The following is a 20,482-nucleotide window of genomic DNA, read 5'->3' as shown; positions in this document are numbered from 1 at the left end:
CAGGAGCAGCGATGAAAAAGCAGGATCAGATCCTCCAGGAGTGGAGCGCCCAACTTATCGAGGCCTTCGAACTGGAGGGGACAACCATCGACATCGATGCCATTCTCTCCCTCGCCGGGGATGCAGCCCATTCGATCGTGCGCCCCGCAGCACCCCTGACCACCTTCATCGCTGGCTACGCGGCCGGCCTCGCGGTGGCCAGCCAGCAGGCCACCGAGGCGGTGGCCATGGAGTCGGCCATCGAGGCGGCCCGGCGTCAATGCCCGCCCCAAGAGGCAAGCCCTGCAGCGACGGACGCCCCGTGAGCGAATCACCGACGACGGAAACCGCTGCGAACCAGGCCGAGACCCCCCTGGTTGCGGCGCCGGGTGGCCATAACCTCGACTGGGAGCAGGCACGACGGGCCGCTTTCCACGCCGGCAGTCCGCTGGCACACCAGACGGTTCCCCTGTCCGAGGCGCTCGGCCAGACACTGGCTGAACCGGTCACCGCGCTGCAGGCCATCCCGCACTACGCCTCCTCAGCGATGGACGGCTGGGCGGTCAACGGTGCCCCACCCTGGCAACTGGTCAGTCACGCACCCAAGGAAGAACACCCGTGGCAGCGCCCCGCCCCGCACCGGGACTCCGGGGCAGGTCCCTTGGCGCCCGGAGAAGCGACCTTCATCCTCACGGGCGGTGTGGTTCCCGACGGCGCGACCGGAATCCTTCGCACCGAGCACGGGATGGTGCGCGGGGACGTTCTGGACCGCAATGATTCCGCCCGGCCCGACGAGCCCCGACCCCAGGAGCACATCCGCCCGGCAGGTGAGGAAGCGCCCGAGGGCAGCGTGACCATTCCGGCGAATGTGACGCTCAACCCCGCCCAGATCGCCCTGGCAGCAGTCTGTGGGTACGATAACCTTCCCGTGCTGCGTGCCCCCCGCGTCTCCCTCCTCCTCACCGGCGATGAGGTGATCGAAGCGGGCCTCCCCGAACCGGGACAGGTGCGCGACACCTTCGGCCCGCAACTGCCTGGGCTGGTGCAGCTGATGGGTGGACACGTGGACACCTCCGGCCGGGCCAAGGACGATCTCGACGACGTCGTCGCCGCCATCAGCGCTGAGGCCCTCGACGAGCTCTCCCTCGCCCGGGCCTCCGGCGATGTGCTGATCACCACCGGTGGGACCGGCAGTTCCTCGGCCGACCACATCCGGCGCGCACTGGAGACCCTTGAGGCGGAGTTCATCATTGATGGCATCGCGATGCGCCCTGGTCACCCGACCCTGCTGGCGCGGCTGCAGGATGGTCGGTTCCTGGTGGGTCTTCCCGGCAACCCGCTGGCGGCCATGATGGCCATGTTCACCGTGGTTGGTCCCCTCCTCGCCGGGCTGCGGGGCGCACCGTTCCCCGAGACCGAGGAGACCACCGTGGGGGAGGACTTCGACGAGCTCCCCGGCCGCAGCCGGCTCGTGCCCTACAAACTGCAGGATGGTCGGGCCGTCGCCGCAACGCATCAGCGCTCGGGGATGCTCCGTGGGCTGGCCTCGGCCGGCGGGGTGATGGTGGTGCCAGCCGAGGGCTGCGTCGCCGGGGACCGCCTCAAAGCGCTGCGCCTGCCCTGGATCAGCTGACGTACCTCTGCCAGGTCCTACTCCTGCTTCGGTAGCGAAACACGCCGTAAACACCAGACGCCCCCGTTCCTCGGAACGGGGGCGTCTGGTGTTTACGGGGTGAACGGGTTACGCGATTTTTTCCAGTCTGATGATCACAGATTTGGATGTCGGCGTTCCACTGACATCGGCAGTGGAATCCAGTGGCACTAGGACATTGGTCTCCGGGTAGTACGCGGCGGCGCAACCCCGGGGCGTCTGATAGGTGACCGCACGGAAGTTTTCCGCCCGGCGCTCCACCCCGTCGGAGAACTGCGACACCAGGTTCACGATCTCGCCGTCGGCAATGCCTGCAGCCGCCAGATCATCCGCATGAACCATCACCACGCGTCGTCCGCCATGGATACCGCGGTAGCGGTCGTCCTTGCCATAGATGGTGGTGTTGTACTGGTCGTGCGACCGCAGGGTCTGCAGCAGCAACCGTCCCTCGGGGATCTTCGGGTACTCGAGCGCGTTTCCCGTGAAGACCGCCTTACCGGAGGGAGTGGTGAACTTCCGGCCATCGCGGGGGCCGTTTGGGAGCACAAACCCACCGGTGTCAATCCGGGTGTTGTAGTTCTCGAAGCCCGGAATGACAGCCTCAATGTGGTTGCGGACCACCGAGTAGTCGGCCTGCGCCGCTACCCAGTCGATCTGGGGGGCGTTGTCGCGGAACGGGCTTTGCGGCCGGGCGAATAGCCGGTCACTGAGCTCGCACACGATCGCGATCTCCGATCGCACATCCGGTCCCGGGGGCCGAAGCCGTCCACGGGAGGCGTGCACGGCGCTCATGGAATCCTCGACAGTGACCCGCTGGTCGCCGCTGGCCTGGGTGTCCTTGTCCGTCCGGCCCAGGGCCGGCAGGATCAGGGCACGGCGACCGGTGATCAGGTGCGAGCGGTTCATCTTGGTGGACACCTGCACCGTGAGTCGGGTGCTGCGCAACGCCTTGTCGGTGACGTCGGAGTCCGGGGTAGCGCGCACAAAGTTGCCGCCCATCGCCATGAAGACCTTCGCGCCGCCGTCGCGCATGGCCCGGATGGCTGCGACGGTGTCGAAGCCGTGCTTCCGGGGGGAGGCGAAGCTGAAGTGGGAATCGAGGGCGTCGTGGAAGCCGTCAGGCATCCGCTCGAAGATCCCCATGGTCCGGTCACCCTGCACGTTCGAGTGCCCGCGGACAGGGCAAACGCCCGCGCCCGGCTTGCCAATGTTGCCCTGCAGCAGCAGCACGTTGACGACGTCGCGCAGGGTCTTCACCGAGTGCTTATGCTGGGTCAGGCCCATCGCCCAGCAGACGACGGTGCCGGGGGAAGCGATCATCCGGTCGCCCACCGATGTGATCTGCGACTTCGGGATACCACTGGCCTCGACGATCTCGTCCCAGGAGACGTCCCGCAGCTCCTGCAGGTACTCCTCCAGGCCGGTGGTGTGGGCCTTGATGAACTCGTGGTCGAAGACCAGACCGGTCTTCTCTTCCTGCTCCAGCAGATACTTGCCGAGGCCCTGGAAGAGGGCCTGGTCCCCGCCGAGGCGGATCTGCAGGAAGTCGTCCGCGAGCTGGGTGCCGCCGCCGAACTTGGTGCCGAGGATGCCGGAGATCTTCTGCGGGTTCTCGAACCGCAGCAGCCCGGCCTCGGGGAGCGGGTTGATGGCGACGATCTGGCCGCCGTTCTTCTTCGCCTTTTCCAGCGACGTCAGCATGCGGGGGTGGTTGGTGCCCGGGTTCTGGCCGGCCACGAGGATCAGCGGCGCCTTGTCGACGTCCTCCAGGGAGACAGTACCCTTGCCGATCCCGATGGTCTGGGTCAGCGCCGAGCCGGAGGATTCATGGCACATGTTGGAACAGTCCGGCAGGTTGTTGGTGCCGATCCCGCGGACCATCAGCTGGTACAGGAACGCTGCCTCGTTGGAGGTTCGCCCCGAGGTGTAGAACACTGCCTCGTCCGGGCTGTCGAGCGCTGCCAGTTCCTCGACGATGATGTCGTACGCCATGTCCCAGGTGACCGGGCGGTAATGCGTGCCGCCCTCGTCCAGGAGCATCGGGTGGGTGATGCGGCCCTGCTGGCCGAGCCAATACTCGTCGCGCTCATTGAGTTCGGCGACCGAGTGCTCCTCGAAGAACGATGGCGTCACGATCCGGCGGGTCGCCTCTTCAGCGACAGCCTTCGCGCCGTTTTCGCAGAATTCAGCCGTGTGTCGTTTGTCGCCCTCGGGCCACGCACAGCCCATGCAGTCGAAGCCCTTGACCTGGTTGACTGCCAGCAGCGTCTGCGCGCTGCGCACTGGACCCATCTGATCCAGCGAAATTTTCAGGGAGTTGAGGACAGCAGGAAGACCTACCGCTTGTCTCTTTGGCTTACCGACCTTAATTTCGGCTTCGTTGATTCCGTCTTTCGGCGCTCGAGTCGCCATAGCCATCACATCCTCGTGTCAGAAGTCCACTAGTCTCATCCTAGGACAATGGCAGGAGTGGAAATTGAAGAAGCGCGTGAGTCAGCGCCGCCAGATCACCCGATTCCGTGTAGGCGAAGCGGACAACGGCACCAGCAGGCGCGAGGATGTGCTGGCCGGTGAGGAACCCCTGGAGATCAGATTGGGATCAAAGTCCTTCTCTGTAACCATGCGCACCCCCGGGGACGACTTCGACCTGGTGGCAGGGTTCCTGGTGTCCGAAGGCATCGTCTGGGAGAGCGGGCAGCTGATCAGCCTGCGGTACTGCGCTGGTGTGGATGACGCCGGCCAGCAGACGTTCAACGTGGTCGAGTCACAGCTCCGGCCCGACGTGGTCCTCCCGGACACCACCATGGAACGCCACGTCTACACCTCCAGTTCCTGCGGAATCTGCGGGACCGCGTCCATCGATGCGGTGCGGAAGTCCTCACGCTTCGACGTGCACGACGACGACGCCCAGGTCGCTCTGCCAGCGCTCGCAGGCCTGCCCGACCGCCTGCGCGAATCCCAGAAACTCTTCGACAGCACCGGTGGCGTGCACGCCGCGGGGCTGTTTACCCGAGAGGGCGAATTGTTATGCCTTCGCGAGGACGTGGGTCGACACAACGCGGTCGACAAGGTAGTGGGCTGGGCGCTGCGCGAGGGAATGCTGCCACTGAAGGGCACCATCCTGCAGGTGTCCGGCCGCGCGTCGTTTGAGCTGGTGCAGAAGGCGCAGCTCGCGGGAATCCCCGTGCTCTCGGCGGTCAGCGCGCCGTCGTCGTTGGCAGCGGATCTGGCCGAGGAAACCGGGATCACGCTGGTCGGCTTCAGCCGCGGCACCTCCCTGAACTGCTACACCCACCCGCAGCGGATCGCGGCCTAGGGCCTCCGACCTACCAGCCAGGGGGGGCCTGCTCATGGAACTCGGTATCTACAGCTTCGGAGACATCCATCCGAACCCGGTGACGGGGGAGCGGGTTTCCCCGCAGCAGCGCATGCTTGACCTGTTGGAGCGCGCCCGGCTCGCCGACCAGGTGGGCCTGGACTACTTCGGCATCGGTGAGCATCACCGGCCCGACTACGCCGTGTCCTCGGTGGTGCCCGTGCTCGCGGCCGCCGCGGCGCAGACCGCCCGCATCCACATCGGCTCGGCGGTCACCGTGCTGAGTACCGAGGACCCGGTCCGGGTGTACCAGCAGTTTGCCACCCTCGACCTCCTGTCCGGTGGCCGGGCGGAGCTCACTGCCGGACGAGGGTCCTTCATCGAGTCCTACCCGCTGTTCGGGGCGGAACTCGGAGACTATGAGGAGTTGTACGAGGAGAAGATCCGGTTGCTGCTGCAGCTCGACGCCTCGGAACGCATCACCTGGACCGGGAAGTTCCGGCCGGCGTTGCATGATGCGTTGATCCTGCCGCGGCCCACCTCAGGGCACCTGGACATTTGGATCGCTACCGGCGGCACACCCGCGTCGTCAGTGCGGGCGGCACGGCTGGGGACCCCGGTGATCTTTGCCTTGCTCGGGGGAGCCGTGGGGAACTTCGCCCAGCACGCGCAGCTCTATCGCGAGACGGCTGCCCAGGCTGGCCATGATCCCTCCACCCTGAAGGTGGGGCTGAGCGGCGTCGGGCTGGTGTTGAGGAAAGACGCGCAGACCGTCTTCAAGCCGCACTGGCTGGACACGATGAAGCGGATTTCGTCGGAGCGGGGCTTTCCAATGCCGAGCGAAGTCACCTACAACATGCAGGCGGCCCGATCCGGGGCGATCTTCGTGGGGAACGCCGAGGAAGTGGCGGAGAAGATTGTGCTGGCCCACTCGCAGATGCGCCACGACCGGCACATCCTGCGGTCGACTGGTCCTCGGTGCCGCAGGCGCAGGTGCTGGAGTCGATCGAACTCCTCGGCACCGAGGTGTTACCCCTGGTGCGCCGCGAACTGGGCGTGGTGGCGCCGTCGCGCTGATGCGTCATTACGGTGATTCGCCGTAACGGTGAGCAACCTGGACAGACGGGGTCAACCTCGCCATCGGTGAGCGAGATGTTGGACCGATTTGTCCAGGTTCCTCACCGAATCCGGTCAAACGGGAACGACGGCGACTGGCATTCGGGTGACGACGCTAGGCGGGGATGCGCTCGCCGGCCTCCACGGGGACGCCCACCCGGTTACCTTCCACCGGCATGGGGCAGGTGCCGAAGGGAGTGAAGGCGCTCGGGTAGTTCAGCGACCGGTTGAAATCGAGGGTGACAGCGCCACCCGGTGACACCTGGCCGGTGACGAGGAACCGCCAGCCGGCGGTCGAGTGGCCGTTCGTCTCGTCGTGGAACGCCACCTTCAGGGACCCGTCTGGCTGCTGCTCGGCCCGCAGCGTATGGACGTTGCCGCCGAGGGTGAAGGACACGGTCCCGGTCGCGTGGACCAGGTCGTCAACGTCGGGGTGGGCCGTCCGGATCGGGACGGTCTGTGGCGTTGGGTAGGCGGTGTACGACCCCTGGACCACGGCGCTGGAATCATAGGCGTAGGCGGGGACGCCGTCGAACCCGGTCAGGGTGGGCGCCGAGTTGTCACGGGTGCGCACCACATACCGGTTGCCGCGGACCGCGAGTTCCACCACCGTGTCCTGAAAGCGCACCCAGTTCTCGGAGCCGCCGTCGGTCAGGGAGAGCGTGATGGTCCCATCGACAGGTTCGCCGGTGCTCACCAGCGTCAATCCGTCCGACGCCCGGGCGGTCAGCCTGGCTCCAGGCCCGGTGCCCGGGACGCTGGCACTCCAGCGGCCGGGAACCTGTTCCAGTGCCGACGGCTCGGCCGGTAACCACTGCAGGGAGGTGAGCGTCAGCCAGCCGTGCCCGACGGCGAGGGATGCGTCCCGGCGCTCGCGGAAACGGCGCCACTGCTCGATCTTGGTCGGCTGGGCGGGGGTGAACTGGGTCATGGGCGGTCTCCTTGGCTGAGAACGTGTCGCACTGGGTCAGTAAAGGGTGGTGGGCTTATCAGCAGTGCGGGTCAGAACGGGTGGAGGAGTCGTTGGACGAAACGTTGGGTCCGCTCCTGGCGGGGATTGCGCAGCACCGTGTCGGGGTGTCCGCGTTCCACCACCACGCCGCCGTCCATGAACACCACCTCGTCGGCGACCTCGCGGGCGAAGGCGAGCTCATGGGTGACGATCATCATGGTCCACTGTTCGTCGGCGAGTTCCTTGATCACGCCCAGGACCTCACCCACCAGTTCGGGATCCAACGCGGAGGTGGGCTCATCGAAGAGCAGCAGTGCGGGTTTCAGTGCCAGCGCACGAACGATGCCCACCCGCTGCTGCTGGCCGCCGGAGAGCTCGAACGGGTACTGGTCCTTCTTGTCCGCCAGGCCCACCCGGGCGAGCAACGACTCGGCGTCCCTGATGGCGTCAGCGCGGCGCATCTTCTTCACCTGAATGGGACCTTCGATCACATTCTCGAGGACCGTCATATGGGGGAAAAGGTTGTAGTGCTGGAAGACCATCGCACTCTGGTCCCGCAGTTCCGACAGGTCCCGGGCCTTGACCTTGCCGCCGAAATCCACTGACGGTCCGCCAGCGACCGCGACGGTTCCGCCGTCGGGCGTCTCGAGCCCGTTCAGGCAGCGCAGCACCGTGGTTTTACCTGAGCCGGAGGGGCCGATCAGGGCTGTCACCTGTCCGGGCCGGATGGCCAGGTCAATGGACTTCAGCACGACATTTTCGCCGAAGGCCTTGCTGAGACCGGTCACGGTCAGCAGGTCGCCCGACTGGCTGCCGGCTGCTGGGGTGGGCTTAGTGTGCGACATAACGATCCAACCTTTTCTCCAGAGAGGACTGCCCGCTGGAGAGCACGAAGCAGAACACCCAGTAGACCAGTGCGGCCTCCAGATACAGCATCATGAACTGCTGGCTGAACGCCGCAATTTCCTGGGCCTGCCGGAACATCTCGGTCACCAGGATCAGGGACGCCAGCGAGGTGTCCTTGACCAGGCTGATGAAGGTATTGGAGAGCGGCGGGACGGACACCCGGGCCGCCTGGGGCAGGATGATGCGGCGCAGTGTCCGTGCGCGGGACATGCCGATGGTATGCCCCGCCTCCCACTGACCCTTGGGTACCGACAGGATGGCTGCCCGGATGATTTCCGCCGCATACCCCGCCACGTTCAGCGAGAAGGCGATGATGGCGCTGGGCCAGGGATCGATCACCAGACCGATCGAGGGCAGTCCGTAGAAGATGACGAACAGCTGCACCAGGAGGGGGGTTCCCCTGATGATCGACACGTACACCCGTGCCGCTGACGACGCGATCCGGTTCCGGCTCAGCCTCATCAGCGCAATCAGGAGCGCCAGGAGCAGACCGAGAACAAACGATGCCAGGGACAGCGGGATGGTTCCGGTCAGGCCGCCCAGGACCAGGGGCCAGAGCGAATCCCAGAACAGTTCCCAGTCGATGGTGATCCTCCGTTGAGTTGGCGGGTGCTATTCGGTGACGTCGGAGCCGAAGTACTTCTCCGAGATCTCGGCAAGCGTACCGTCTGCGCGCAGGCTAGCAAGAGCCTCGTTGACTGCGTCGATCAGGTCGTCACTGCCCTGGGTGAAGGTGAAGGCGCTCTGCGACTCGTCATCGGTCTCGGCGGCAATCTTGATCGCATCGGTGGGGTTGGTCTGCTGGTAGTCCAGGTAGGTCAGCGTGTCGTTGATCGTGGCGTCGACCCGTCCCTGCTCCAGGAGTGCAACTGACTGCGCCCAGCCTTCCACTGCCTCGATCTCGGCGCCGCTTTCCTGCGCCAGCGCGTGCCAGTTGCTGGTCAGCGACTGGGCAGTGGTTTTGCCTTCCAGATCTTCGAAGGAGGTGATCTCGGTGTTGTCTGAGGTGGTGACGATGACCCCGGTGCTGATCGTGTAGGGATCGGAGAAGGCATAGGTTTCGAGGCGCTCATCGGTGATTGACACCTGGTTCGCGATGACGTCGAACCGGCCGGCATCGAGTCCGGCGAAGATGGCGTCCCACTGGGTTTCTTCGAACTCCGCCTCCACACCGAGCTCCTCGGCGACGGCGGTGATGACCTCGACGTCGAACCCGGTCAGATCGCCCGCGCCGCCCTCATGGAAGCTGAACGGCCGGTAGGTCCCCTCGGTGCCGACGGTGATGACTCCGGCATCCTGGATGTCTTGCAGCGTGGTGGGCCCTGCGGTGGCGCTGCTGTCAGCGGGCTCCCCGGTGGACTCTCCGCCGCCGCAGGCCGCCAGGGCCAGGGTGAGAGCGGTGGCTGCGCCAAGGATTGAAAGACGACGGGTCAACATTTGCGGGTCCTTAATTACTGGGGGATGGTTCAGGGGTCTCTTGCCGTTGTACAGGGCAGGGTTGTGCGGGCACAAAGTGCACAGCCACATAGTGCAACAAAGCCCACAGCGAAATTAGTTCCGAGTCCCCTGTGATCCGGCCAACTCGCCCAGTGACACGGGTTGAGCGGGCATAAGCTGAAGACCTGAGCAATGGAGGCAGTACATGAGTATGGAAGGCGCGGCCTGGAACTCCCTTTACCGGATTTCCACCGCCAAGGACAGCAACAACAAGTTCTCGAAGGAAACGCTGAAACGCATCCTGAGATTTGCTGTGCCGTACCGGACCAAACTGATCTTCTTCATCGCGCTGTCGGTGGTGTCAGCGTTCCTCGCGGTCGCGACGCCGGTCCTCGCCGGTCAAGTGGTCAACGAGATCATCGCCGGCACCGGGCTTGAGACTGTTGTGTGGCTCGCCGTCGTCATCGCGCTGGTGGCGGTTGCCGACGCCGTGGTGTCCATGGCAACCCGCTGGTTCTCCTCGAAAATCGGAGAGGGTGTCATTCTGGATCTGCGCACCACCGTTTTCGATCATGTGCAGAAAATGCCGATTGCCTTTTTCACCCGCACCCGGACGGGCGCGCTGGTGAGCAGACTCAACAACGATGTGATCGGTGCGCAGCAGGCTTTCAGCGGCACCCTCTCCGGGGTGGTCAGCAACATTGTGGCGCTCGCCCTGACCCTGGTGGTCATGCTGACGACGTCGGTCCTGGTCACCGTCTTGGCCGTCCTCATGCTGCCGATCTTCCTGCTGCCCGCACGGCGGATGGGCAACCGCCTCGCCGCCCTGCGCCGTGAGGCAGCCGACCACAACTCGGCGATGAGCACGCAGATGACCGAGCGCTTCTCCGCTCCCGGCGCCACTTTGGTCAAACTGTTCGGCCGCCCGGACGAGGAGTCGCAGGAATTCGCGGTCCGCGCCGCACGGGTCCGCGACATTGGCGTGCGGATGGCGATGCTCCAGTGGGTCTTCGTTACCGCGCTGATGCTGGTCTCCGCGCTCGCCCTCGCGCTGGTGTACGGACTCGGCGGCGCACTGGCCCTGAACGGTGCGCTGAACACGGGTGAGGTGGTCACGCTCGCGCTGCTCCTCACCCGCCTCTATGCACCTCTGACCAACCTGGCGAACGCCCGGGTGGAAATCATGAGCGCTCTGGTCAGCTTTGAGCGCGTCTTCGAGGTCCTCGACCTGGACCCGTTGATCAAGGAGAAGCCCGACGCGGGCCGCATCCCCGCCGGTCCGGTCTCAGTGGAGTTCGACGACGTCCGGTTCGCCTACCCCTCGGCGGACAAGGTCTCCCTCGCCTCCCTGGAGGAGGTCGCCACCCTGGATACCCGGGGCGGCGAGGAAGTGCTGCACGGGGTGTCCTTTCTGGTGGAACCGGGCCAGACGATCGCCCTGGTGGGATCGTCGGGTGCCGGAAAGTCGACCATCGCCCAACTGCTGTCGCGGTTGTACGACGTCGACAGCGGTGCGGTCCGCCTCGCCGGGACCGATGTGCGGGACGTGACCTTCGAATCCCTCCGGCACACCATGGGCATGGTCACGCAGGACGGCCACCTTTTCCACGAGACCATCAAATCGAACCTGCTACTGGCCCGGCCCGGGGCAACCACCGAGGAGCTCTGGGACGCCGTCCGGCGTGCCCGGCTCGAGCCGCTGCTGAGGTCACTGCCCGATCAGCTCGACACCATGGTGGGGGAGCGGGGGTACCGGCTCTCCGGCGGTGAGCGGCAGCGGATGACCATCGCCCGCCTGCTGCTGGCCCAGCCGCGGGTGGTCATCCTGGACGAGGCGACGGCGGCACTTGACTCCACCTCGGAGGCCGCGGTCCAGGCGGCGCTCACGGAGGCCCTTGAGGGGCGGACCGCCATCGTGATCGCGCACCGGCTCTCGACGATCCGTTCCGCGGACCAGATCCTCGTGATCGAGGAGGGCCAGATCGCCGAACGGGGCACCCACGACGAATTGTTGGAGCGCGGTGGACGGTACGCCGAACTGCACCGCACCCAGTTCGCCGTCAGGAAGAACGTCGCCACAGGTCTTTAGGAGTCCGGCAACCCTTTCGGGGTATCCGGACTTCTCGGGGGTTGTGGCGCCTAGAGGGTTTTGGAGACGCGGGGGCGCGGTTCCGGGATGTGCAGCAGGGGCAGGGCAGCGTTGACCATCGGGCCGATGAGGAGGGCGAAGGCCACGGTGCCGACGCCGACCGTCCCGCCGAGCAGCCACCCGATGGTCAGGACTGTCAGTTCAATGACCGTCCGGACCTTCCAGATCTTCCAGCCCCATTTCCGGTGGATGCCGGTCATCAGGCCGTCGCGAGGACCGGGACCCATCCGTGCCCCGATGTACAGGCCAGTCGCCAGGGCCAAGAGGGTGAGACCGCCAGCGAAGAGGAGGATCTGCGCCCACAGCTCGGTGGGCATGGGCAGGACAGCCAACCCCACCTCGGCACTGGGGCCCACGAGCAAGACGTTGAGCACCGTGCCGATCCCGGGCTTCTGCCGGATCGGAATCCAGAGCAGCAGGACGAGGAGGCCAATCATGTTGGTGGCCACGCCGAACGGCAAACCGGACTGCAGGGCAGTGCCTTGTCCCAGGACGTCCCACGGCGATACGCCAATCCCTGCCTGGATCATCATGGCGATGGCGAAGCCGTAGCAGAACAGGCCAATCAGTAGCTGGGGCACGCGTCGGGCGAGGAGGTGGGTCATAGTGCAAGTCAATACCGATATTGGCCTTCCCACAAGGCGCCAATTTGCCTAAACTGGTCTGATGCAGGTGATCTCGGCTACTAAATTGGACTCGCTCCTGACGGGGTGGCGGAATGGGTCATCGGCCTATACCGCGTTGGCCGACCGCATTCGACTGCTGATCCTCGATGGTCGCATCCCGGTGGGTGCGCGTCTCCCCGCTGAACGGGACCTTGCGGTCCGGCTGGTGGTCAGCAGGACCACCGTGTCGTCGACTTACGCCCGGTTGCGGGACACCGGTTACCTGAGCAGCGTCAGGGGATCAGGCAGCGTTGCCCGGTTGCCCGGGTCGCTGGGTGCCCCCGTTGAGCCCGGAGGTGGCGGACTGCTCGACTTCAGCAAGGCCGCGATGCCAGCCTCACCGCTGCTGGCCGGCGCCGCAGTGCGAGCCGCACAGGATCTGCAGCAGTACCTGGGCGGTGCCGGGTACGACCCGGTTGGCCTTCCCCAGCTGCGTGTTGCGATAGCTGCCCGCTACCAGAGCCGCGGACTGCCGACCGCTCCCGGACAGATCCTGGTCACGTTGGGCGCCCAGCACGCGATTGCCCTGCTGACCCGTCACCTGATGGATCGCAGCGACAGCGCAATCGTGGAATCGCCGAGCTACCCGCATGCCTATGAGGCAATCCGGGCAGCGGGGCGGCGGCTGGTGCCGGTTAACGTCACCACCGAGGATGGCTGGGACGACGACGCCCTGCAGCAGGCATTTCGGCGAACCAGTCCCGCCATCGCCTACCTGATGCCGGACTTCCACAATCCGACGGGCCGGGTCATGGGCGAGGACCAGCGACGGCGGGTGCTCGCCGCGGCCGAACGCCAGGGGACAGTCGTAATTGCCGATGAAACCATGGCGGAACTCGCGATCGAGCCCATGGACGTCCCGCTTCCGCTCGCGGCCTATGGGCCGGCGGTGTTGATCGGATCGCTGGGCAAGACCATCTGGGGTGGGCTACGGATCGGCTGGATCAGGGCGGAGGAGCCGATGATCGGGCAGCTCGTCCGTGCGCGCTCAGCTTCCGATCTGGGTACCCCCATCCTTGAACAACTCATCGCTGCGGAGCTGCTGGGCAGCTACGACCAGATCCTTGCGGAACGGCGGGACCAGCTTCGGGTCGGTCGGGACCACCTGATCGCCGCCCTCCACGACAGGATCCCCGCCTGGTCGGTGCCGTCCACCGCAGGTGGCCTCTCGCTGTGGGCAAACCTGGGGCGTAGCGTCAGCTCGCAGCTCACCCTGGCGGCGCGGCAGGAGGGGCTGCTGATCGCAGCGGGTCCGAGGTTCGGGATTGACGGAGCATTCGAGCGGTTTCTGCGGCTGCCCTTCAGCTACTCGATCGAGGACACCGACAGCGCGGTGGGGATGCTGCAGCGCGCCTGGGACCGGGTGGGTCAGGGAAGGCTGGCTCCGGACCCAGAGCTGCTCGCCGACGTCGTGTAGCCGGAACCGCCGAGGGACGAACTACGTCACGCGGGTCAGGTGCGTATCCAGCGTCAGGTCCTTGGCTGGTCCGCTGACCCGCCACGTGTACCGCCAGTGAGCGCGATCCTGCAGAACAAATGACCCACGGTAGTGGTCGGGCGAGCACGGGTGCTCCGGTTGATCCTGGCCATCGGAGAGGTCAAGGCCGTGAAAGAAGCGGCCGTCCGGAAAGAATACCTCGGCGGAGTGCACGGACACCGTTGCCCGCCACAGCAACTCGCGGGTCGCGATCGTGGGAGCAGTACCAGCCCAAGCCAGACTGCCGCGCTCGCGGTGCCGGAGACCGTCGTCGTCGGCTGCGAAAGTGGCGGTGCCGGTGAAAACGCCTGTCAGCCCCGAGGCGTGGTCCTGTAGTGTCCGCTCCACTGACCAGGTCCCCCGGAGGTGATCAAGGAGTGTGGTGGCGGTGCCGAGCCGGAATGGCTCACTTTCATTCATGGGTAACCCGTCGTGCGGTGGTGCCCCTGGCCGGAATCGAACCGACGACCTTCCCTTTAGGAGAGGGACGCTCTATCCTACTGAGCTACAGAGGCGAGTACAGCGGTACCAGCTTACCTGCTTTCGGCTGGTGGCCCAGCCGGCCCGTCCTGTCGACCGGGAACCTTGCCGCGGACCGCAGCGGGAAGCAGAACGGCCAGCAGGCCACCAATGCAGGAGAGCCCCAGCAGGACCCAGCGGGCCACCGTGAGCGCGGAGGCCAGTGCCACCTGGCCGTCGTCGGGGGCTGAGTTGGCAAGAAGCGCATCGATCGCGACGTTCTCCCAAAGGTCGACCGCCGCGAAGAGCAGGGGAGGCAACCACAGCAGCCACCGCAGCCAACGCCGCTCAACGTTCAGCTGGATCAGCAGCAGCCAGGCGATGCCGAAGATCAACGGGAACAGGGTGCCTGCGGTCTTGTGCAGGTAGCTCAGTTGGCCGAGGGCGTCCTCGTCCATGGCCGCCTGTAGGTCGGCGATGTGCGCCGCACCGTAGCCGCCGAACATCATGTCGGGCATGGTCAACCCGTCAGCGAGCTGGCTCATCTGGCCCAGGGCAAGCAGGTGGTAGTACCCGAACAAGAGCACCGCCGTGGCGGCCGCGGCAATGAGAAGCATATTCCCGTTGCTGCGGGGAGCGGCGGGAGCTGGCCCCGGTACGCCAGCAGCGGCGGCTCCGTGTTTCCTGGCGATCTGCGCGCGGGTCTTTGACATGATCCGATTATCCCAGTCCGTCATGGAGGATCGCGAGCTGCACAGGGAGATCTGAGGAATATCTGTGAACCACGTTACATTTTGGCGTCAAATTTGCTGTTATTGGCGTGTGTGATTGCGAACACAACACATTCTGCGGTTATTTTATTAGATGTCAATTAACCAAGCACTACCTATGTCAAGCGTTGCGGACGAAGTCGGATGGCTTGCGGCAGTCGAAGATGCGATCGATTCGGTCTTCGAACCCGTGACAAAAGTGTTTTCGGACATCGTCTTTTTCCCCGTCACCATAGGGGACATCAGCTTCCCGGTGGTGGTCGCGTGGTTGATCGCCGCCGGCATCATCTTCACCATCTACTTCGGGTTTGTACAGTTCCGGCACCTCAAGGTCTCCTACGAAGTAGTCAGGGGGCGATACTCCTCCAAGGACGACCCGGGGGAAGTGCCTCACTTCCAGGCTTTGACCTCGGCACTGTCCGGCACCGTAGGGCTCGGCAATATTGCCGGCGTGGGTGCGGCGATGGCCCTCGGTGGGCCTGGCGCAACCTTCTGGATGATTCTCGCCGGCCTGCTCGGGATGGCCACCAAATTCGCTGAATGTACCCTCGGTGTGAAGTACCGTGAGGTGCACCCCGATGGCACCGTCAGCGGCGGGCCGTTCAAATACCTCCCCATCGCCTTCGAGAAGTTCGGGCGTCTCCCCGCAAAGATACTGACCGGCATCTTCGCCGTCGCCATCCTCATCTTCGGTGTGGCCGGTGGCAACATGTTCCAGGCCAACCAGACCTTCGCCCAGGTTCAGAACGTGACCGGCGGTGACGAGGGCTTCCTCGGCAGCGCAGGAGCCGCCCTCATCTTCGGCCTCGTCCTCGCCGCGCTTGTCGGCGCGGTGATCCTCGGTGGCATCAAGTCCATCGGTGCCACCACCAGCCGGCTCGTCCCAGCCATGGCAGCCGTCTACATCGCCGCCTGCCTCTTCGTCATCGTCGTCAACATCGGCAACGTACCCGCAGCGTTCGGCTCCATCATCGAGGGTGCGTTCGCTCCCGCCGGTATGGCCGGTGGCTTCATCGGTGTCATGATCGTCGGTTTCCAGCGTGCAGCGTTCTCCAACGAGGCCGGCCTCGGCTCCGCAGCGATCGCCCACTCCGCAGTCAAGACACGCCGTCCAGTCAGTGAAGGGTTCGTCGCGATGTTCGAACCGTTCATCGACACGGTGGTCATCTGCACCATGACCGCTCTTACGATTGTCATTGCCAGCGCACCGAGCCTGCAGGCCGGAATCGACCAAGTCCAGGCCGGCGACGGTGCTCCCGACGGCGTGATCCTCACCTCGGACGCCTTCGCATCGGTTATTTCGTGGTTCCCGATTGTCCTGGCCATCGCCGTTGCCCTGTTCGCCTTCTCCACCCTGATCACCTGGTCGTACTACGGCCTCAAGGCCTGGGAATACCTCTTCGGCCGCAGCAAGGTGTCGGAAATCATCTACAAGTGCGTGTTCCTCTTCTTCACCGTTATCGGCACGGTCCTGACCTTCACCCAGGTCCTGAACTTCGCCGACGCAGCACTGTTCGTCTGCGCGTTTGTGAACCTGCTCGGCGTGTACCTGCTGCTGCCGGTTATCAAGCGGGAGATGAAGGCCTACCTGGCCGACCGCAAGAGCGGCACGCTGCTGCAACTCGGTATCGATGCTGACGATATCGAAGAAGCCAAGCCCTAAGCGGTTCCCACCAGTCCCTCCATCAAGCGCACGACGCCCGCCGGTTCACTCGAACCGGCGGGCGTCGTGCGTTGCGGGGCACAGGGCCGCACCTGTTTCGTCGGAGCCAGCGCCTAGACTTGATGGCACCATGGATATGCTTTTCGACCCACACCTCGGTTCATCACCCGCAAGCTCAGGAAAGCGGTCGACGTCGTCGGCCCGGCCCGGCCCTGCCGGAGCCGAGTCAGCGGAGGGGCAGGGCACCGCGGGCGGACGCCGGGACGACGCACGGGCGCAGGAACTGCTGGTCGGCCTGAACCCGCAGCAGGAAGAGGCAGTGCGCCACAGCGGATCCCCGCTGCTCATCGTGGCCGGTGCCGGCTCCGGCAAGACCCGCGTCCTCAGCCACCGGATCGCCTACCTGATGGCGATGGGCCGTGCGCACCACGGCGCCATCCTTGCCATCACGTTCACCAACAAGGCAGCCGCCGAGATGCGTGAGCGCATCGAAGCCCTGGTGGGTGATGTCGCGAAGCGCATGTGGATCTCCACCTTCCACTCCTCCTGCGTGCGGATCCTGCGGCGCGAGGCTGCCTCGGTGGGGTTGAACTCCAACTTTTCCATCTACGATTCGGCAGACACGCTGAGGCTGGTCACCCTGGTGGCGAAGGGCCTGGACCTGGACCCCAAACGGTTCACCCCCAAGGCCATCCAGCACAAGATCTCGGCGCTGAAGAACGAGCTGATCGACGAGGAAAGCTACGCCAGCTCCGCGAACTACTCGGACCCGTTCGAGCAGGCGGTCGCCGAGGTCTACAAGGGCTACGCGCAGCGGATGCGCCAGGCCAACGCGATGGACTTCGACGACCTGATCGCCCAGACCGTCTACATGTTCAGGGCGTTCCCCGGGGTGGCTGACTACTACCGCCGCCGGTTCCGGCACGTCCTGGTGGACGAATACCAGGACACCAACCACGCCCAGTACGCACTGGTGCGCGAGATTGTCGGGATCACCCAGGACCCCAGCGACGGCGCCGAGCTGATCCCGAACGCCGAGCTGACGGTGGTCGGCGACTCCGACCAGTCCATTTACGCGTTCCGCGGCGCCGACGTCCGGAACATCGTCGAGTTCGAAAACGACTATCCCAACGCGCGCACCATCCTGCTGGAGCAGAACTATCGGTCCACGCAGACCATCCTCAGCGCCGCCAACGCGGTCATCTCCCGCAATCCGGACCGCCCCGAGAAGAAACTGTGGACCGCCGAGGGCGACGGCGAACCGATCGTCGGGTACGTCGGGGAGAACGAGCACGAGGAAGCCCGCTTCATCGCCGAGGAGATCGACCGCCTCCAGGATGAGGAGGACCTACGGCCCGGCGACGTCGCGATCTTCTACCGGACCAACGCGCAGTCCCGCTCCATCGAGGAAATCCTGATGCGTGTCGGCCTGCCCTACAAGGTGGTGGGCGGCACCCGGTTCTACGAGCGCAAGGAAATCAAGGACGCCCTCGCCTACCTGCGGGTGCTGGTGAACCAAGACGACGTCGTCAACCTTCGCCGGATCCTCAACGAACCGAAGCGGGGGATCGGCGACCGCGCCGAGTACGCCGTCGCGGCGCTCGCCGAACGGGAGCGGATGTCCTTCATGGCAGCACTCCGCCGGGCAGACGACGCACCCGGGTTGGCCACCCGGTCGCTGAACGCTGTCAACGGTTTCGTGAAACTGATCGACGACCTCGCCGACGTCGCTGACGGGTCGGGCGCGTCGGCGGCGCTCGAAGCGGTGCTTGAGCAGACCGGCTACCTGGCGCAGTTGAGGTTGAGCAACGACCCGCAGGACGAGTCGCGGGTGGAGAACCTCGCCGAACTTGTCGCCGTGGTGCGTGAGTATGAGCAGGAGAACCCCGAGGGGACGCTCGGTGACTTCCTTGAGCAGGTCTCGCTGGTGGCGGACGCCGACCAGATCCCCGATTCCCCGGAGGGCTCGGCGGCCGAGGTGGAGCAGGCCGTGGCCGAGGCCAAGCGCCTGGGCGTGGTCACCCTGATGACCCTGCACACCGCCAAGGGCCTCGAATTCCCCGTGGTGTTCCTGACCGGCATGGAGCAGGGCATCTTCCCGCACCAGCGCTCGGCCACCGACCCGAAGGAGCTCGCCGAGGAACGCCGGCTCGCCTACGTCGGGTTGACCCGGGCCCGGAAGCGCCTGTACATCACCCGTTCCGAGGTGCGCAGCATGTGGGGTCAGAGCCAGTACAACCCGGCGTCGCAGTTCGTCGGTGAGGTACCCGGTGAGCTCATCAAATGGAAGCGTGAAGGCGCCTCGGGCCCACTGTGGGGTGGCGGTGGCGCCATCGGTGGAGGCAACAAGTTCAGCGGATCGCACTGGGGGGCCGGAGCCGGCGGTGACGACAGCGGGCGGGGGCTGCCCACCCGCTCGGCGACCGTCGTCGGGCGCGTCCAGCCACAGAAGGAGGTCCTCGCCGTCGCGGTGGGGGACAGGGTCAACCACACCAGCTTCGGCAACGGGACCATCCTGGCCGTCGAGGGCGCGGGGGACAAGACGGTCGCGAAGGTGTCGTTCGACATCGGCGAGAAACGCCTCCTGCTGCGGTACGCGCCGCTAACGAAGACCGGGTAGCTCCTTAGCTCATCGCGTTACTTTTCTACAAACCATAGAAGTGTGCCCTTGGTCACTAAACCGGTAGTCTGTGAAAGGCGCCGAACGCCAAGGGACTAAAGTTCCCTGTGTAAACCTACTTCGACGTAGAAGGACACTGGCCTGTGGATCTGTTCGAATATCAGGCGCGCGATCTTTTTGAGGCACACGGAGTACCCGTGCTCGCCGGCATCGTGGCGCACACCCCCGAGGAAGCAAAGGCGGCAGCCGAGAAGATCGGCGGCGTTGTCGTCGTCAAGGCCCAAGTCAAAGTTGGAGGCCGCGGCAAAGCGGGCGGCGTCAAAGTCGCCAAGACCCCTGACGAGGCGTTCAAGTACGCCTCGGACATCCTGGGCATGGACATCAAGGGCCACACCGTCCACAAGGTGATGATCGCGCAGGGCGCTGACATCGCCGAGGAGTACTACTTCTCGGTACTGCTGGACCGGTCCAACCGCAACTACCTGGCCATGTGCTCGGTTGAAGGCGGCGTGGAAATCGAGCAGCTGGCCGTTGAGCGCCCCGAAGCGCTCGCACGCATCGCCGTCGACCCCGCCGTGGGGATCGACCAGGCGAAGGCCAAGGAAATTGTCGAGACGGCAGGGTTCGCCCCTGAGCTGCACGACGGCGTCGTCAACGCGATCATCAAGCTGTGGGACGTCTTCGTCAAGGAAGACGCCACTCTCGTTGAGGTCAACCCACTGGTGAAAACCGGAAGCGGCGACATCATCGCCCTCGACGGCAAGGTCACTATTGACGAGAACGCTGCGTTCCGCCAGGCGGGCCACGCCGAGCTCGAGGATCAGGACTCAACCGATCCCCTCGAAGCCAAGGCCAAGGAAAACGACCTCAACTACGTCAAGCTCGACGGCGAAGTGGGAATCATCGGCAACGGTGCGGGCCTGGTGATGTCCACGCTCGACGTCGTCGCCTATGCGGGAGAAGCCCACGGCAACGTGCGCCCCGCGAACTTCCTGGACATCGGCGGTGGAGCATCGGCCGCTGTGATGGCTGCCGGTCTCGACGTCATCCTCAACGACCCTCAGGTCAAGAGCGTGTTCGTCAACGTGTTCGGCGGCATCACCGCGTGTGACGCGGTCGCCAACGGCATCGTTGAAGCCCTGGAGATCCTGGGCGACAAGGAAAACAAGCCCCTGGTAGTCCGCCTCGACGGCAACAACGTCGAAGAAGGCCGCCGCATCCTCGCCGAGGCGAACCACCCGATGGTCACCCTCGCCGACACCATGGATGAAGGCGCCGACAAGGCCGCCGAATTGGCTTACGCCGCCCGCTGATCGAGCCTG

Annotated in this window: 17 protein-coding genes and 1 tRNA gene; 9 read left to right on the top strand and 9 right to left on the bottom strand. The window is 65.3% G+C overall.

The genetic code is table 11. The annotated features are described in order from the left end of the window. Window positions 1-11: 11 nt before the first annotated feature. Together H4V95_RS16165 and H4V95_RS16160 are read left to right on the top strand one after the other, a co-directional pair. Complete coding sequence (locus H4V95_RS16165) at window positions 12-305, top strand: DUF6457 domain-containing protein (RefSeq protein ID WP_196866033.1); 294 nt, start codon at window positions 12-14, stop codon at window positions 303-305. Continuing rightward, on the top strand, window positions 302-1,612 hold the full coding sequence (locus H4V95_RS16160; RefSeq protein WP_209731072.1) for a molybdopterin molybdotransferase MoeA: 1,311 nt from the start codon (window positions 302-304) through the stop codon (window positions 1,610-1,612). The genes H4V95_RS16165 and H4V95_RS16160 overlap by 4 nt, the downstream gene beginning before the upstream one ends. Window positions 1,613-1,720: 108 nt before the next feature. On the opposite strand, the gene H4V95_RS16155 is transcribed toward H4V95_RS16160, so the two are convergent. After that, the gene (locus tag H4V95_RS16155) at window positions 1,721-4,042 is read right to left on the bottom strand and encodes an FdhF/YdeP family oxidoreductase (protein ID WP_209731071.1); all 2,322 of its coding nucleotides are present in this window, start codon (window positions 4,040-4,042) and stop codon (window positions 1,721-1,723) included. A gap of 64 nt (window positions 4,043-4,106) precedes the next feature. Between H4V95_RS16155 and fdhD the strand changes: the two genes are divergently transcribed. Beyond that, window positions 4,107-4,946: a formate dehydrogenase accessory sulfurtransferase FdhD gene (gene fdhD / locus H4V95_RS16150; RefSeq protein WP_196866030.1), complete on the top strand. Its 840-nt coding sequence runs from the start codon at window positions 4,107-4,109 to the stop codon at window positions 4,944-4,946. A 34-nt stretch (window positions 4,947-4,980) separates the two neighbouring features. Further along, window positions 4,981-6,039 (top strand): LLM class flavin-dependent oxidoreductase, encoded by a 1,059-nt coding sequence (locus tag H4V95_RS16145; protein ID WP_245345750.1) that lies wholly within the window; start codon window positions 4,981-4,983, stop codon window positions 6,037-6,039. Between the two features lie 138 nt (window positions 6,040-6,177). Here H4V95_RS16145 and H4V95_RS16140 read toward each other — a convergent pair whose 3' ends face one another. The 4 genes from H4V95_RS16140 to H4V95_RS16125 all read right to left on the bottom strand — a co-directional run bounded on the left by H4V95_RS16140 (window position 6,178) and on the right by H4V95_RS16125 (window position 9,357). Beyond that, window positions 6,178-6,993 (bottom strand): DUF1684 domain-containing protein, encoded by an 816-nt coding sequence (locus H4V95_RS16140; RefSeq protein ID WP_209731070.1) that lies wholly within the window; start codon window positions 6,991-6,993, stop codon window positions 6,178-6,180. A 71-nt stretch (window positions 6,994-7,064) separates the two neighbouring features. Further along, on the bottom strand, window positions 7,065-7,859 hold the full coding sequence (locus H4V95_RS16135) for an amino acid ABC transporter ATP-binding protein (protein WP_281064538.1): 795 nt from the start codon (window positions 7,857-7,859) through the stop codon (window positions 7,065-7,067). Beyond that, window positions 7,846-8,505 (bottom strand): amino acid ABC transporter permease, encoded by a 660-nt coding sequence (locus H4V95_RS16130; RefSeq protein WP_196866084.1) that lies wholly within the window; start codon window positions 8,503-8,505, stop codon window positions 7,846-7,848. The genes H4V95_RS16135 and H4V95_RS16130 overlap by 14 nt, the downstream gene beginning before the upstream one ends. Window positions 8,506-8,532: 27 nt before the next feature. After that, complete coding sequence (locus H4V95_RS16125; RefSeq protein ID WP_196866027.1) at window positions 8,533-9,357, bottom strand: amino acid ABC transporter substrate-binding protein; 825 nt, start codon at window positions 9,355-9,357, stop codon at window positions 8,533-8,535. A 205-nt stretch (window positions 9,358-9,562) separates the two neighbouring features. On the opposite strand from H4V95_RS16125, the gene H4V95_RS16120 reads away from it, so the two are divergent. Then, on the top strand, window positions 9,563-11,446 hold the full coding sequence (locus H4V95_RS16120; protein ID WP_209731069.1) for an ABC transporter ATP-binding protein: 1,884 nt from the start codon (window positions 9,563-9,565) through the stop codon (window positions 11,444-11,446). Window positions 11,447-11,496: 50 nt separating this feature from the next. On the opposite strand, the gene H4V95_RS16115 is transcribed toward H4V95_RS16120, so the two are convergent. Beyond that, on the bottom strand, window positions 11,497-12,111 hold the full coding sequence (locus H4V95_RS16115) for a YitT family protein (protein WP_196866025.1): 615 nt from the start codon (window positions 12,109-12,111) through the stop codon (window positions 11,497-11,499). A gap of 61 nt (window positions 12,112-12,172) precedes the next feature. Here H4V95_RS16115 and H4V95_RS16110 point away from each other — a divergent pair, with 61 nt between their 5' ends. Beyond that, the gene (locus H4V95_RS16110; RefSeq protein WP_245345749.1) at window positions 12,173-13,588 is read left to right on the top strand and encodes a PLP-dependent aminotransferase family protein; all 1,416 of its coding nucleotides are present in this window, start codon (window positions 12,173-12,175) and stop codon (window positions 13,586-13,588) included. Between the two features lie 21 nt (window positions 13,589-13,609). Here H4V95_RS16110 and H4V95_RS16105 read toward each other — a convergent pair whose 3' ends face one another. From H4V95_RS16105 to H4V95_RS16095, 3 genes are all read right to left on the bottom strand, one after another. Next, window positions 13,610-14,068 carry a DUF6314 family protein gene (locus tag H4V95_RS16105; protein WP_196866024.1) on the bottom strand — a complete coding sequence of 153 codons (459 nt, stop codon included), beginning with the start codon at window positions 14,066-14,068 and terminating at the stop codon, window positions 13,610-13,612. Between the two features lie 18 nt (window positions 14,069-14,086). After that, window positions 14,087-14,163: transfer RNA gene (locus H4V95_RS16100), tRNA-Arg, on the bottom strand. An 18-nt stretch (window positions 14,164-14,181) separates the two neighbouring features. Further along, window positions 14,182-14,820, bottom strand: a complete 639-nt coding sequence (locus H4V95_RS16095) for a hypothetical protein (protein WP_196866023.1) — start codon at window positions 14,818-14,820, stop codon at window positions 14,182-14,184. Between the two features lie 175 nt (window positions 14,821-14,995). On the opposite strand from H4V95_RS16095, the gene H4V95_RS16090 reads away from it, so the two are divergent. The 3 genes from H4V95_RS16090 to sucC all read left to right on the top strand — a co-directional run bounded on the left by H4V95_RS16090 (window position 14,996) and on the right by sucC (window position 20,473). Then, window positions 14,996-16,540, top strand: coding sequence for a sodium:alanine symporter family protein (locus H4V95_RS16090; RefSeq protein ID WP_245345748.1), 1,545 nt, complete (start codon window positions 14,996-14,998; stop codon window positions 16,538-16,540). A 136-nt stretch (window positions 16,541-16,676) separates the two neighbouring features. Continuing rightward, window positions 16,677-19,160, top strand: a complete 2,484-nt coding sequence (pcrA, locus tag H4V95_RS16085) for a DNA helicase PcrA (RefSeq protein ID WP_196866082.1) — start codon at window positions 16,677-16,679, stop codon at window positions 19,158-19,160. 143 nt (window positions 19,161-19,303) lie between these two features. Beyond that, window positions 19,304-20,473, top strand: coding sequence for an ADP-forming succinate--CoA ligase subunit beta (gene sucC, locus H4V95_RS16080; RefSeq protein WP_196866021.1), 1,170 nt, complete (start codon window positions 19,304-19,306; stop codon window positions 20,471-20,473). Window positions 20,474-20,482: the final 9 nt, after the last annotated feature.

Origin of the sequence: Arthrobacter sp. CAN_C5 (assembly GCF_017875735.1) — a bacterium.
GTDB lineage: Bacteria > Actinomycetota > Actinomycetes > Actinomycetales > Micrococcaceae > Arthrobacter_D.
Note: the sequence above shows the minus strand (reverse complement) of the source record. Positions and strands in the feature narration are given on the sequence as shown.